11 protein-coding genes are annotated in these 13,513 nt (G+C 69.9%); 8 read left to right on the top strand and 3 right to left on the bottom strand.

The window, feature by feature from the left end; translation table 11 throughout:
* Nucleotides 1-250 precede the first annotated feature (250 nt).
* The 8 genes from ACXRVZ_RS26440 (at nucleotide 251) to ACXRVZ_RS26405 (ending at nucleotide 8,194) form a co-directional block, all read left to right on the top strand.
* Complete coding sequence (locus tag ACXRVZ_RS26440) at nucleotides 251-799, top strand: HutD/Ves family protein (RefSeq protein WP_457424084.1); 549 nt, start codon at nucleotides 251-253, stop codon at nucleotides 797-799.
* Nucleotides 796-1,992: an imidazolonepropionase gene (gene hutI / locus ACXRVZ_RS26435; protein WP_457424082.1), complete on the top strand. Its 1,197-nt coding sequence runs from the start codon at nucleotides 796-798 to the stop codon at nucleotides 1,990-1,992. The genes ACXRVZ_RS26440 and hutI overlap by 4 nt, the downstream gene beginning before the upstream one ends.
* A complete protein-coding gene (gene hutG / locus ACXRVZ_RS26430; protein ID WP_457424080.1) occupies nucleotides 1,989-2,789 on the top strand; it encodes an N-formylglutamate deformylase in 801 nt (266 codons plus the stop codon). The genes hutI and hutG overlap by 4 nt, the downstream gene beginning before the upstream one ends.
* Nucleotides 2,777-4,162 carry a formimidoylglutamate deiminase gene (hutF, locus tag ACXRVZ_RS26425; protein WP_457424078.1) on the top strand — a complete coding sequence of 462 codons (1,386 nt, stop codon included), beginning with the start codon at nucleotides 2,777-2,779 and terminating at the stop codon, nucleotides 4,160-4,162. The genes hutG and hutF overlap by 13 nt, the downstream gene beginning before the upstream one ends.
* A gap of 60 nt (nucleotides 4,163-4,222) precedes the next feature.
* Complete coding sequence (locus ACXRVZ_RS26420) at nucleotides 4,223-5,776, top strand: methyl-accepting chemotaxis protein (protein ID WP_457424076.1); 1,554 nt, start codon at nucleotides 4,223-4,225, stop codon at nucleotides 5,774-5,776.
* 325 nt (nucleotides 5,777-6,101) lie between these two features.
* Complete coding sequence (locus ACXRVZ_RS26415; RefSeq protein WP_457424074.1) at nucleotides 6,102-7,481, top strand: TAXI family TRAP transporter solute-binding subunit; 1,380 nt, start codon at nucleotides 6,102-6,104, stop codon at nucleotides 7,479-7,481.
* Nucleotides 7,482-7,654: 173 nt separating this feature from the next.
* Nucleotides 7,655-7,930, top strand: a complete 276-nt coding sequence (locus ACXRVZ_RS26410) for a hypothetical protein (protein WP_457424072.1) — start codon at nucleotides 7,655-7,657, stop codon at nucleotides 7,928-7,930.
* Between the two features lie 105 nt (nucleotides 7,931-8,035).
* Nucleotides 8,036-8,194, top strand: coding sequence for a hypothetical protein (locus ACXRVZ_RS26405; protein ID WP_457424070.1), 159 nt, complete (start codon nucleotides 8,036-8,038; stop codon nucleotides 8,192-8,194).
* A gap of 26 nt (nucleotides 8,195-8,220) precedes the next feature.
* On the opposite strand, the gene ACXRVZ_RS26400 is transcribed toward ACXRVZ_RS26405, so the two are convergent.
* The 3 genes from ACXRVZ_RS26400 to ACXRVZ_RS26390 all read right to left on the bottom strand — a co-directional run.
* Nucleotides 8,221-11,343, bottom strand: a complete 3,123-nt coding sequence (locus tag ACXRVZ_RS26400; RefSeq protein ID WP_457424068.1) for an efflux RND transporter permease subunit — start codon at nucleotides 11,341-11,343, stop codon at nucleotides 8,221-8,223.
* A 4-nt stretch (nucleotides 11,344-11,347) separates the two neighbouring features.
* Complete coding sequence (locus ACXRVZ_RS26395; protein ID WP_457424066.1) at nucleotides 11,348-12,439, bottom strand: efflux RND transporter periplasmic adaptor subunit; 1,092 nt, start codon at nucleotides 12,437-12,439, stop codon at nucleotides 11,348-11,350.
* A gap of 5 nt (nucleotides 12,440-12,444) precedes the next feature.
* The coding region (locus tag ACXRVZ_RS26390) for a TolC family protein (RefSeq protein WP_458233039.1) at nucleotides 12,445-13,513 on the bottom strand (1,069 nt) is incomplete at its 5' end.

Here is a 13,513-nt window from a genome sequence, read left to right as displayed (position 1 = left end):
GTTGTACCCAGAAAGGCCGCGAGCAAGGCGCAAACCGCAGCCGGGTTGAAACCCGGCGAGGATTTGTAACGCCGCGCGCGGTCTTTCTGGGTACAACCCTCCGGCAAGGCCCGTCGCCAGGGCCACTCGGCGTTGCAGCGCTGGCCCGCACGCGAGTGCGGGCGGCGCGCCGCGCCTAGATTGGCCTCTGGCGACGGGCCTTCGCGGCCCATTGCCGTAGCGTTAACAGGCCCACTACAAGGGTAAGAACATGAGTTGGAGCAAGGTCAGCGCGGCCGACGTACAGCCGCAGGCCTGGATGAACAAGGGCGGCACGACGCGCGAACTGCTCGCCTGGCCGCATGCGCACGATTGGGCGCTGCGCATCAGCGTCGGCCGGGTGGACCGCGACGGGCCGTTCTCGGCCTTTCCTGGCGTGCACCGCTGGCTGGCCGTCGTGGGCGGCGCGGGCCTGCGCCTGTTCGACTGGCCGCAGAGCATGGGCGACGAACCGCTGCGTTTTGACGGCGGCCTGGCGCCCGACGCCGAGCTGATCAAGGGCCCGACCGACGTCTTCAACGTGATGGAGCGGCGCGGCAACCTGGAGGTCGAGCCGGCCAGCCATGTGCTGCTGCCACGCACGCCCTGGGTGGGGCTCTTCACCGTCGAGGGCGGCCTGCTGGAACACGGCCACCGCGCCATGCCGATGGCGCCGCTGACGCTGGCCTGGTGCGAGGCGCCGGTCGCGCAGAGCTGCGTCTTCACCGGGCCCGATGCCACCAGCAGCCATGCCTGGTGGCTGACGTGGAGCGCTGAGTGAAGTTGTGGACTGGCGGGCTCTTGGCGACGCTGGCGGGAGACAGCGGCTGGGGCCTGATCGAAGACGGCGCCCTGCTTGTTGACGGCGGCCTGCTGCGCTGGGTTGGGCCCAGTGCCGAGGCGCCTGCGGCCGATGAGGTCATCGAGCTGCATGGCGCCCTCGTCACGCCGGGCCTGGTGGACTGCCACACCCACCTGGTCTACGGCGGCAACCGCGCCAACGAGTTCGAGCAGCGCCTGCATGGCGCAAGCTACGCCGACATTGCCAGGGCCGGCGGCGGCATCCGCTCGACGGTGGCCGCAACTCGGGTCGCGACCGAGGGCCAGTTGCTGGCTGACGCGACGAAGCGCGCGCTGGCGCTGATGCGCGAGGGTGTGACGACGCTGGAGGTCAAGTCCGGCTACGGCCTGGACGCCGCCACCGAGGCCCGCATGCTGCGTGTTGCGCGCCAGCTTGCCGGCCTGGGGCTGGACGTGCGTACCACCTATCTCGCTGCCCACGCGCTGCCGCCCGAGTTCAGTGATGCCGACCACTACATCGCCGCCGTCTGCCGCTGGCTGCCCGAGCTGCACGCGGCCGGCCTGGTCGACGCGGTGGACGCCTTCTGCGAGCACATCGCCTTCAGCCCGGCCCAGGTCGCCCGCGTGTTCGACGCGGCCCGGCAACTGAACCTGCCCGTCAAGCTGCATGCCGAGCAATTGAGTGACCAGGGCGGCGCCCAGCTCGCGGCACGCTACCAGGCGCTGAGCTGCGACCACCTGGAATTTCTCAGCCCGCAAGGCGTGCAGGCGCTAGCCCAGGCCGGCACCGTGGCCGTGCTGCTGCCCGGCGCCTTCTACGCACTGCGCGAGACCCAGCTGCCGCCCGTGGCCGCACTGCGCGAGGCCGGTGTGCCCATCGCCATCGCCACCGACCACAACCCCGGCAGCTCGCCCACGCTGTCGCCGCTGCTGATGCTGAACATGGCCTGCGTGCTGTTCCGGCTGACGCCCGAGGAAGCCTTGCGCGGCCTGACCGTCAACGGCGCTCGCGCGCTGGGCCTGCGGGACCGGGGCCAGCTGGTGGCCGGCCAGCGTGCCGACTTCTGTCTCTGGGATGGTGGACACCCGCGCGAGCTGGCAGCATGCTTCGGACATAACCCGCTGATAGAACGGGTGCATCGAGGAATTCGGGGAACCCAGGGAGGGTCATGAGCGTTTTTCAACTGCAGCAAGGCCGCGTGCCGCTGCTGATCAGCCTGCCGCATGTCGGCACCGAGATCCCGGCCGAGCTGGCCGAGCGCCTGGTGCCGCGCGCGCTGATCAGCGAGGACAGCGACTGGCACCTGGAGCGCCTGTACCGGCCGCTGGCTGAAACCTTGGGCGCCAGCCTCATCGTGCCGCGCTACAGCCGCTACGTCGTCGACTTGAACCGCCCGCCGGACGACCAGCCCCTCTACCCCGGCGCCTCGGGCGGCACCGGCCTGGTGCCCACCCGCTTCTTCACCGACGACCCGCTCTACGTCGACGGTGCCTGGCCCGATGCCGCGGCCATCGCCGCGCGCCGCGAGGCCTACTGGCAGCCCTATCACGACGCGCTGGCAGCGGAGCTGGCGCGCCTGCGCGCCGAGCACGGCCACGCGCTGCTGTTTGACGGCCACAGCATCCGCTCCGAACTGCCCTGGCTGTTCGAGGGCGAGTTGCCGGCGCTCAACCTCGGCACCGCGGATGGCGCCTCCTGCGCATGGGCCATCACCGAGCGGCTCGGCGCGCTGCTGGCCGGTCAGCAGCGCTTCAGCCATGTCGTCAACGGCCGCTTCAAGGGCGGCTACATCACGCGCCACTACGGCCAACCGGGCCAGGGCGTGCATGCCGTGCAGCTGGAGATGTGCCAGCGCTGCTACATGGACGAGGCGCTGGACCCGCGCCAGGCCTACGACGAACCCGCCGCTGCGGAGGTCGCGCCGCTTATCGAAAAGATGTTGAGGGAGATGCTGGCATGCCAGCCTTGAAACGACTGCACACTCCCCTGGCCTGGATCCACGGCGGCTGGCAACGCGATGTGCTGCTGACCGTGGACAGCAGCGGCCACTGGGCCGAGATCACCGTCAACACCGTCGCACCGCCCGACGCCGAGCTGCTGGCCGGCCCTGTCATCCCCAGCCTCGTCAACGCCCACAGCCACGCCTTCCAGCGCGCCTTCGTCGGTTTGGCGGAGCGCCGCGAGACGGGACAGGACGATTTCTGGAGCTGGCGCGACCGCATGTACGCGCTGGCCCTGCGCATCTCGCCCCAGCAACTGCGTGCGGTGGCCAGCCAGCTCTATGCCGAGCTGCTGCGCGGCGGCTACACGCAGGTCTGCGAGTTCCACTACCTGCACCATGCGGCCGAAGGTCAGGACTTCGACGACGAGCTGGACATGGCCTGGGCCCTGGCCGCAGCCGCCGAAGACGCCGGCATCGGCCTGACGCTGCTGCCCGTCGTCTACACACGCAGCGGCTTCAACGCCAGCGGCCTGCGGCCCGAGCAACATCGTTTTGCCGCTGATGCGGATTGGGCCTGGCGGGCCTGCCAGCGCGTCATGGCCGCCGGCCTGCCGCGCGTGAATGCGGGCGTGGCCCTGCACTCGCTGCGCGGTGCGTCGCCGACCGACATCACTCGCCTGCGCGACCTCGTCGGTGGCGCCGACCTGCCCATCCACATCCACGTCGCCGAGCAGACGGCCGAGGTAGCCGACTGCCTCAAGGCCACCGGCATGCGCCCGCTGCAATGGCTGGCCGACGCGGGTCATCTCGACCCGCGCTGGCAACTGGTGCACGCCACGCACGCCGAGCCGGCCGAGATCGAGGCCGTGGCCCTGAGCGGCGCCGGCATCGTCATCTGCCCCGGCACCGAGGCCAACCTCGGCGACGGCCTGGCCGACCTGCCGCGCTGGCTGCAGAACAAGGTGCCGCTGACGGTGGGCTCGGACAGCCAGGTCACGCGCGGCTGGGTGGAGGAGCTGCGCTGGCTGGAGTACGGCCAGCGCCTGCATGCGCAACAGCGCAACATCGCGGCGGCGCCGGGCAGCCAGCCGTCCAGCGCGGCCCGCCTGTTCGACGCGGCCGTGCACAGCGGCGCCCGCGCGGCCGGCTTCACCGCGTGGGGCCTGACGCCCGGCGCCCGCGCCGACGCCCTGGTGCTCAACCGCGAGGCCGATGCGTTGCGCGGCCTGCCCGATGAGGCGCTGCTGGACGCGGTGGTGTTCGGCAGCAACGGCTCGCCCTGGCAGTCGGTGTGGGTGGCCGGCCGTGCGCGGCCCTGGCGTGCGCCGCAGCGCGTGGGCGACGCCTTCGAGGCGGCCATGCACGAGTTGTGGCGCCCTGACGGCGACCCGCAAGGCTGAGGCTTGGCGCTGGCAGGACAAAGGACTAGTCTCGCGGCACTACCTTGAGGGGGAGTGGCCATGAAGCTCAGCGACTACACGATCAAGGTGCGCCTGTACGCGCTGGCGGGCTTGGCCATCGCGGCGATGCTGGTGATAGGCCTGCACGGGCTGTGGAGCCTGTCGCTGGCCAAGGAAAAGTTCGTCCACTACCTGGACAACGACGTCGAGTCCCTGACCCAGCTGGCCCACATCCGTGCCGGCGTCGGCAACCTGAGGCGCTACGAGAAGGACTTGCTGATCAACCTCAGCGACGCCAAGGCCGTCGAGCGTTACCGCAAGGAGTGGGGCGAGACCTACGAGAAGGTCGCCACCAGCCTGGACAAGGTCGCCAAGCTGGACATCGCGCCGGACGTCAAGCAGATGCCGGCCGAGCTCATCAAGCTGCTTCAGGACTACCGAAGCGGCTTCACGGGCATCGCCGATCGGCTGGCCAAGGCCGAGTTCGCCGACACGGCGGCGGCCAACCAGGCCATGGAGCCTATCAAGGGCACGGTGCGGGCGATGGACAAGCTGCTCGCAGAGATGACCGAGAAGGTCGACAAGCACTCGGCCGAGGAGGTGGCGGTGCTGGACAAGCAGGAGAAGGCCATACGGCTGGACCTGACGCTGGTCATCATCGGCGGCGTGCTGGTCATCGGCACCTACACGATGTTCAACATCCGCTCCATTCTTGAGCCGCTGGCCCGCGCCGTCCTCAGCGCCCAGCGCATCGCCGGCAGCGACCTGAGCCAGCCGGTGCGTGTCGAAGGCCGCGACGAGACGGCCGCAGTCATGCGCGGTGTGCAGGGCATGCAGGACTCGCTGGTCAAGGTGGTCTCCGGCGTGCGGCAGAGCACGGACAGCATTGCCACGGCCTCACGCGAGGTGGCGGTCGGCAGCCAGGACCTGAGCAACCGCACCGAACAGGCGGCCTCCAACCTGCAGGAGACGGCCTCGGCGATGGAGGAGCTGACGGCCAGCGTCACGCACAACGCCGAGTCGGCCCGCCAGGCCAACCAGCTCGCCAGCGACGCCGCCGAGGTGGCGCGGCGCGGCGGCGCCGTGGTGGACGAGGTGGTGCAGACCATGGGCCGCATCAGCGCCTCTTCAGCCAAGATCGCCGACATCATCTCGGTCATCGACGGCATCGCCTTCCAGACCAACATTCTGGCCTTGAATGCCGCGGTGGAAGCGGCGCGGGCGGGCGAGCAGGGACGCGGTTTTGCGGTCGTGGCCGGCGAGGTGCGCACGCTGGCCCAGCGCTCGGCCGAGGCCGCCAAGGAGATCAAGTCGCTGATCACGCAGAGCGGCGAGAACGTGCACAGTGGCGCGACGCTGGTGGCGCAGGCCGGCGACACGATGAAGGACATCATCGAGTCTATCGCCCGCGTCAGCAGCATCGTCTCCGAGATCAGTCTTGCCACCGGCGAGCAGAGCACCGGCATCGGCCAGATCGGCCAGGCCATCGCCAGTCTCGACCAGATGACGCAGCAGAACGCCGCGCTGGTGGAAGAGTCCGCCGCGGCGGCCGCCAGCCTGCAACACCAGGCCGATGAGTTGTCGCAGTCGGTGGCGGTGTTCAGGTTGGGCTGATCGTTTGTTCCGGTTTCTTGCAGCGCGGCTCGCGCTGCTTGGCGCGATGTGCTCGACCGGAGCTTTGGAGGTGCCGCAGGCTGAGCGAGCCCTCCGCTACCCACGACGTGGGCCGGTTGCTTTGCAGCGAATGCGGGCGTAACCGTCCGGCCAGCGCGCCTCCCATACGATCGGCCGGTCCTCCATCGGCAAAGGCCCAGCCCGTGCAACGCCTCGGCATCACGATCATCCTCACCCTTGCGGCTCCCGCTCATGCCGGTGCTCGGGAATGCGAGCGACTCTGCAACACCCAGGCCCAGCCCTTGCCCGCTCAGGACGGCAAGCCATGACCCCGATTCAGCAATGGCAAGCCACCCGCAGCCTGCGCCTGCTGCTGCTGACGCTGCGCGATTTGACGGTCTCGATGGGGCCGCTGCTGCTGCTCGGCGGAGGCCTGCTGTTGGCTGCCTACTGGTGGCTGGATCCGCAGCCGCCGTGCCAGGTGAGGCTGGCCACAGGCCCGGCCGGAAGTGCCTACGCCAGCTTCGGCGAGGGCTATGCGAAAGCGCTGGCGCGCGAGCGCATCCAGGTGGACTTGATCGCCAGCGAAGGCGCGCAGGACGATCTGGCCCATCTGCGCGCGGGCACGGCCGATGTGGGCTTCGTACGTGGCGGCATGGCCGATCCGGTGGCCGATACCGAGGCCGGCATCGTCTCGCTGGGCAGTCTGTTCTACGAGCCGATCTGGATCTTCTACCGCCGCGATCTCGGCATCGCGCGCCGCCAGCCCGGCGGCGAACTGCAGCGCCTGGACCAGCTGCGTGGCCTGCGAGTCAATGTGGATCAGGACGGCAGCGGTGTACCGCAGATTGTTGAGAAGCTGCTGGCGCTGATCCAACTGAAGTCGACCGATCTGCGGCTGTCCAATCTGGCGCCCGACGCCGCGGGTGAGGCGCTGCGCCAGGGCCGGCTGGACGCCACGGTGCTGATCTCGGCGCCGCAGGCCGGCCTGATCCGCGCGCTGCTGCGCGACCCGGCCATTGCGCTGATGGCCTTCGAGCAGAACGAGGCCTATTCGCGCCACCTGCCCTTCCTGTCCACCGTGACGCTGCCGCGCGGTGTCGTGGACCTGGCGGCCGATCTGCCGCCGCACGACGTGCCGCTGCTCGCCACCACCACCGCGCTGCTGGCGCGCGAGCAGACGCACCCGGCGCTGCGCCAGCTGTTCGCGCAGGCGGCCCTGGGCCAGCACAGTGAGGCCGGCTGGTTCAATGGCGCGCGCGACTTCCCCAACACCCGCACCAGCGAGCTGCCGGTCAGCGCCGAGGGCGACCGCGCGATCAACGGCACGCCGCCGGCCTGGGCGCGCTACCTGCCCTTCTGGGCCGGTAATCTGCTGGAACGCATGTGGCTGGTGGTCGGCGGCCTGCTGGTGCTGATGCTGCCACTGTCGCGCGTGGTGCCGCCGCTGTACACCTTCCGCGTGCGCTCGCGCGTGTTCCGCTGGTATGCGCGGCTGCGCGAGGTGGAAGCAAAGCTTGAAACCGGCGCAGGCGAGCGCGATGCCTTGCTCAAGGAGCTGGATGAGCTGGATCGCGTCACACACCGCATCGCGGTGCCGCTGTCCTATGCCGAAGAGCTCTACGCGTTGCGCAACAACATCTATGCGGTGCGCAAGCGCCTGCTGGCACAGCGGTCCCGGCCAACAGACGGTCCGACCGACTAATCAACAAGCTGCGCGGCGGCGTGCTGCCTGTCCGTTCCCCCATCCAGTCCGATTCCGGGATGCGTCCGAGTCGTTCGGGTGGGAAACGCGTCTGCAGCGGACAGGCTATGAAAACGGCACTGTTGGACGGTGATCGACGGTTGCAGGGCAGACCGAACGCCTAGACTCGACGCATGCCCGGCTACTTCAACACCTACGTCGACGAGGAGCAGCTGCTCACCTACGAGGGGGCGGATTTCGATGAAGTGCGCCTGGCTGATCGATCCGGCGAACTCGGGGCCCAGGTGTGGTGTTGGACGCGGCGCGAGGATGACCGCTCCAAGGCCACTTGGCTTCGACTGATCGTGGCCGTGGACGACAAGGATTCAGCTGCCACCGTCGAGCGCGTTCGGGACGCCCTGAAGCCGCGTCCCGTGGCGAATGTTCATCGCCCGGTCTGGATGCATTGAGTTCTTCCGGCCCCTGATGCGGCCGTGTTGCCTTCGCCCCAGACTTGCTTGCGTGGCACGAGCCGCGCCGGGGCAGGGCAACCCTCACGTGAAAGCAAACTGGAAATGAGCGACGGCAATCGCTTCTCTTCGCGCCAGGCGGCGAAGCTGAACACGTTGGCGCTATGCCGCTCGGCGAACCCCTGCTCCTACGTCATCGTCGGCCCGCGCGGCCTCGATGAGGCCGGCGAGTACGTCAGCGACGCGGACGTTCCGGCCGAGTAGCCAAGCCGGCGCAAGCCGGCCGAGCCTCAGGCCGACGCCATTTCTGCCTGCCCCTTGCCGCGCTTGCGCGTGAAGCGCTGGATCATGTCGTCCACCACCTCGTAGAGCACCGGGATCACCAGCAGGCTCAGGAAGGTGCTGGTGATCAGCCCGCCGATGACGACGATGGCCATGGGGGCGCGGAAGCTCGGGTCGGTGCCGAAGCCGAGTGCAATCGGCATCATGCCGGCGCCCATTGCGAGCGTCGTCATGACGATGGGGCGGGCGCGCTTGTGGCAGGCGTCCAGCAGCGCCTCCAGCCTCGTCAGCCCCTGCTCGCGCTGCGCAACGATGGCGTACTCCACCAGCAGGATGGAGTTCTTCGTCGCGATGCCCATCAGCATGATCATGCCGATCATGGCCGGCATGCTCAGGTCGGTGCCGGTCACGAACAGCGCCAGGATGGCGCCCGGGATGGACAGCACCAGTGCACCCAGGATCGTGATGGGCTGCACCCAGGCGTGGAAGAGCAGCACCAGCACGATGTAGATGCAGGCCACGCCCGTGCCCATCGCCAGCGCAAAGCCCTGGCCCAGCTCGGCAAAGGCCTCGGCGTCGCCGATTTCGGCCTTGGCCACGCCCGGCGGCAGGTTGACGATGCTGGGCAGCGCGTTGGCGGCGGCCTGCACCTCGCTGAGCGGCATGCCGTTCAGCTCGATCTCGAAGTTGACGTTGCGCAACCGGTCATAACGGTCGATCTGAGCGGGGCCGCTGGTCAGCGTCAGCTCGGCCACCTGGCGCAGCGGCACGGGGCCACGGGCGCCGGGCACCGTCAGCTCGCTCAGCAGGGCCAGGTCGGCGCGCGCCGCGTCGGGCAGGCGCACGACGATGGGCACCTGTCGCTGAGCGAGGTTGAGCTTGGGCAGCAACTGGTCGTAGTCGCCCGCCGTGGCGATGCGCAGCGTGTCGGCAATCGCTGCGGTGGAGACACCCAGGTCCGCCGCACGCGCCGCGTCAGGGCGCACGATGAGCTCGGGGCGCTGCAGGCTGGAGCTGCTCGTTACCTGGCCGATGCCCTTCAGGCCACGCAGTTCCTGCTCGACCTTGGCGGCGTGGGCGGCCAGCTGTTCACCGTCTTCGCCGGCGAGCACCAGCTGGTACTTCTCGTTGGAGCCGCCGAAGCTCACCTTGATGCGCGCGCCGGCAATGCCTTCCACTTCATCGCGCAGCTCGCGTTCGATCTGCTGCTTGGTGGTGCCGCGGCGGTCCTGGCGGGCCGTCAGGTTCAACGTCAGTGTGGCCTTGCGCGATTCGGCCGCGCCGCTCATGGCAAACGGGTCGCCGCCGGCACTGCCGCCGCCCACGGCCGTGTAGACCAGCTTCACATGCGCATGCTTGGCGGCCACTGCGCGGGCCTGCTCGGCGATGGCCGCCGTCTGCGCGTAGGTGCTGCCGGGCGGCAGCTCGATGCTGATCTGCGTCTGGCTCAGGTCGTCCGGTGGGATGAAGGCGCCGGGGATCTTGCCCATGAACAGCGGCGCACAGGCGGCCAGGCCGAAGGCGGCGGCGATGGCCAGCGTCTTGCCCTTGTGTGTGAAGGCCCACCGCGCGGCGCGGAGGTAGCGCTCCATCCAGAACGGCTCCTTGTGCGCGCGCTTCGGGGGCTTGAGGATGTAGGCCGCCATCATCGGCGTCAGCATGCGGGCGACGACGAGGGAGAAGAACACGGCGATGGCCGCCGTCCAGCCGAACTGCACGAAGAACTTGCCGACCACGCCGCTCATGAAGGCGGTGGGCAGGAAGACGGCGATCAGCGTGAAGGTGGTGGCGATGACGGCCAGGCCGATCTCGTCCGCGGCTTCACGTGCGGCCTCGAGGGGCGTCTTGCCCATCGTCAGGTGCCGCATGATGTTCTCGATCTCGACGATGGCGTCGTCCACCAGCACGCCGATGACGAGGGACAACGACAGCAGCGTGACGACGTTGAGCGTGAAGCCCATCCAGTACATGATGAGGAAAGTTGGGATGGCCGACAGCGGCAGGGCCACGGCGCTCACAAACGTGGCSCGCCAGTCGCGCAGGAACAGGAAGACCACCAGCACGGCCAGCGCCGCGCCTTCCAGCAGCAGCTTCATGCTGCCGTCGTAGTTCTCGATGACGGGGTCGACGAAGTTGAAGGCCTCGGTGACGGTGATGTCGGGGTGGGCGGTCTTCAGCTCTTCCAGGGCTGCGCGCACGCGCTCGGCCACGTCCACCTCGCCGGCGCCCTTGGCGCGCACGATCTCGAAGCCGACGACGGCCTTGCCGTTCAGGAAGGCGCCGCTGCGGCGCTCGCCCAGCGTGTCGGCCACAGAAGCGACCTGGTCCAGCCGCACATGGCGGCCGTTGGCGAGCGGGATGTCCATGGCGGCCAGTTCGGCCGCGCTCTGCACGGTGGCGATGGTGCGCAGCGACTGCTCGGCACCGCCCAGCTGCGCGCGGCCGCCGGGGGCTTCCTGTTGCACTTGCTTCAGTTGGCGCGACACCTCGGCGGCGGTCACGCCCAGCGCCAGCATGCGGGATGGGTCCAGCTCAACGCGCAGCTCGCGGTTGACACCGCCCACGCGCGCCACCGAGCCGACGCCGCGCACGGACAGCATGCGCTTGGCCACCTGGTTATCGACGAACCAGGACAGCGCCTCGTCGTCCATGCTGCTGCTGGAGACGGTGTAGGTCAGGATGGGCATGCCCGACAGGTTCATCTTGGTGATGACCGGGTCGCGCAGGTCGGCGGGCAGGTCGGCGCGGATGCGCGAGACGGCGTCGCGCGTGTCGTCTTGGGCCTCCTGCAACGGCTTCTCCAGCCGGTACTCAACGGTGACCGTGGCCATGCCGTCCTGCACCTTGGTGTAGATGTGCTTGACGCCCTGGACGGCGGCCACCGAGTTCTCGATCTTGCGGGCGACCTCGGTTTCCATCTGCGCGGGCGCGGCGCCCGGCAGCGAGGCACTGACGACGATGGTGGGCAGCTCGATGTCGGGGAACTGCTGCACCTTCATCTGCTTGAAGCCGTAGAGCCCGGCCGCCGTCAGCATGATGAACAGCATGATGGCTGGCACCGGGTTGGCGATGGACCAGCGGGAGACGTTGAACCCGGATCCGGCAGTGGACTGCTCGCTACTCATCGTCATGTCCTTACTGCGCAACGCGAACGGTGTCGCCATCGGCGAGGAAGCCGACGCCGGACTCGACGACCGCAGCGCCGGCTGCAAGACCCGAGCGCACCTCGACGCGGTCCGCCTCGCGGCGGCCGATCTGCACCTTGGTCTGGCGCACCTTGCTGCCGTCGATGCGGAAGACATAGCTGAAGCCGTCACGCAGCAGCACGGCGCTCTGCGGCAGCGACAGCGCGGCGCTGTCGCCCAGCACGAAGTCGCCGCGCGCGAACAGGCCGGCACGCAGTGGCTCCATAGCCTTCAGGTCCACATAGACCAGGCCGTTGCGCGTCTGCGCGTCCACCTGCGGCGCAACGCGGCGGATGCGGCCTTCCACCGGCGGCGCGCCGCTGGGTTGCACGCGCACCTTCTGGCCCGTCTTCAGCTGCGCGAGTTCGGCGCCCGGCACCTCGGCGCGCCACTCCAGGCGGCCCTGGCGTTGCAGGCGGAACAGTTCCTGCCCCGGCTGCACCAGCGCACCCGGCGTGGCGACGCGGGCGCTGATGACGCCGTCGTCCGGCGCGGTGATCTGCGTGTACGACAGGCGCAGCTGGTCGGCCTGCACGCGCGCCTTGGCGGCAGCCACACGGGCCTGGCCGGCGGCGTCGGCGGCCAGGGCCTGGTCGATGGCCTGCGGCGACAGCGCTTCGCTGCCCTGCAGCGTCTTCACGCGCTCGGCGGTCAGGTTGGCCTCGCGGGCCGAGGCTTCGGCCTCCAGCAGCGCGGCGCGGCCGGCGGCCAGGTCGGCCTCCAGCGTGCCGGGGGAGAGGCGGGCCAGCAGCTGGCCCTTCTTGACGCGATCACCCACGTCGACATTGAGCACCGCCAGCCGCTGGCCGCCGATCTCAGCACCGATGACGACCTCCTGCCAGGCGGCGATGGAGCCGGTGCCCGACAGCGTCTGCGGCCAGCTGGCCTGTTGGGCGACGGCACGCTTGACGGTCAGCGCCGGCTTGGGCGCGGCGCTGGCGGCTGTCTCTGCGAAAGCGGGGCCGCCAGACAGGGCGACGACGAAGGCCGCAGCGAGCGCGAGGGTCAGGGCGGCGGTGACGAAGGGAAGACGGAGCTTCATGGTGTTCAACGGTTGGATGCGGTGGTGTTCGTGTTGGCGTCGGCCGTCCAGCCGCCGCCGAGGCTGCGGTAGAGGCGGATCCAGGCGAGGGCGTGTTCGGCGCGCACGCTCAGCACGGCGTCGTAGGCGGCCAGGGCGTTGCGGTAGGTGGTGTTGCGCTGGGCGCCGCTTTGCAGGCCGGCCTGCGACTGGGCGCCGGAGCGCAGCGCAATGCCCAGCCATTCGCGGCGTACTGCTTCCACCTCGCGCTCGCGCTCGGCGCCGGCGGTCACGCGCTGCAGCGACTCTTCCACCTCGGCCACGGCCGTCTGCCAGCGGGCCTGCAACGCGCTGGCGGCTTCGTCGGCGGCGGCTTGGGCGCCCTCGCTGCGCGCAGCGCGCAGGCCGCCGTCGAACAGCGGCAGGCTCAGCGTCGGGCCGAAGGCCCACATGGAGGCGTTGCTCGTGCCTCCGCCCACGCGCAGACGCGTCTCGCCGGCCAGCGCTGTCAGGCTGAGTTGGGGCCAGCGCTGCGCCTCCACACTGCGCTGCTGCTGCACGGCGGCCAGCCAGCGCTGGTGGGCGGCGGCCAGGTCGGGGCGTTGTGCCAGCAGCTGGGCGGGCAGGGCGGTCACGTCGAAGGCGGGCGTGCTCGGCTGGCTGCGTCGCAGGTCGAACCCTTCGGTGGCGACGGCCGGCGGCGCCAGCTCGGCGGCCAGCGTGTCGCCGCGCTCGCCGCACAGCAGGGCCAGCGTCTGCAGCGCGATCTGTGCCTCGGCGCGCCACTGGCTGCGACTGGCCGACGCGACAGCGCGCTCTGTGTTCAGGATGGCGGCATCGGTGGCGCTGAACAGACCGGCCTGCTGCTGCTGGCGGGCCCAGCCGGCGATCTGCTCGGCAAAGCGCGTGTCCAGCTCGGCGGACTCTTCGCGCGCCTGCGCCAGCCGCAACTGCACATAGGCCTGGGCCACGTCGGCGGCGAGGCTGACGCGGGCGGCGTGCCAGTCGGCCGTGGCAGCGCTGGCCTGCGCGCTTTCGGCGGCGGCGGCGGCGCGCTGGCTGCCGAACAGGTCGATCTCCCAGCTCGCATTGAAC

The sequence above is a fragment of the Roseateles sp. P5_E8 genome (genome assembly GCF_054177665.1).
The sequence above is the reverse complement of the archived record's forward strand: the minus strand, read 5'-3'. Positions and strand labels throughout refer to the sequence as shown.

What these genes read in the sequence shown, in the direction of transcription:
- ACXRVZ_RS26440 (WP_457424084.1), top strand. Translation starts at nt 251, where the DNA reads ATGAGTTGGAGCAAGGTCAGCGCGGCCGACGTACAGCCGCAGGCCTGG.
- hutG (WP_457424080.1), top strand. Translation starts at nt 1,989, where the DNA reads ATGAGCGTTTTTCAACTGCAGCAAGGCCGCGTGCCGCTGCTGATCAGC.
- hutF (WP_457424078.1), top strand. Translation starts at nt 2,777, where the DNA reads ATGCCAGCCTTGAAACGACTGCACACTCCCCTGGCCTGGATCCACGGC.
- ACXRVZ_RS26420 (WP_457424076.1), top strand. Translation starts at nt 4,223, where the DNA reads ATGAAGCTCAGCGACTACACGATCAAGGTGCGCCTGTACGCGCTGGCG.
- ACXRVZ_RS26415 (WP_457424074.1), top strand. Translation starts at nt 6,102, where the DNA reads ATGACCCCGATTCAGCAATGGCAAGCCACCCGCAGCCTGCGCCTGCTG.
- ACXRVZ_RS26410 (WP_457424072.1), top strand. Translation starts at nt 7,655, where the DNA reads ATGCCCGGCTACTTCAACACCTACGTCGACGAGGAGCAGCTGCTCACC.
- ACXRVZ_RS26405 (WP_457424070.1), top strand. Translation starts at nt 8,036, where the DNA reads ATGAGCGACGGCAATCGCTTCTCTTCGCGCCAGGCGGCGAAGCTGAAC.
- ACXRVZ_RS26395 (WP_457424066.1), bottom strand. Translation starts at nt 12,439, where the DNA reads ATGAAGCTCCGTCTTCCCTTCGTCACCGCCGCCCTGACCCTCGCGCTC.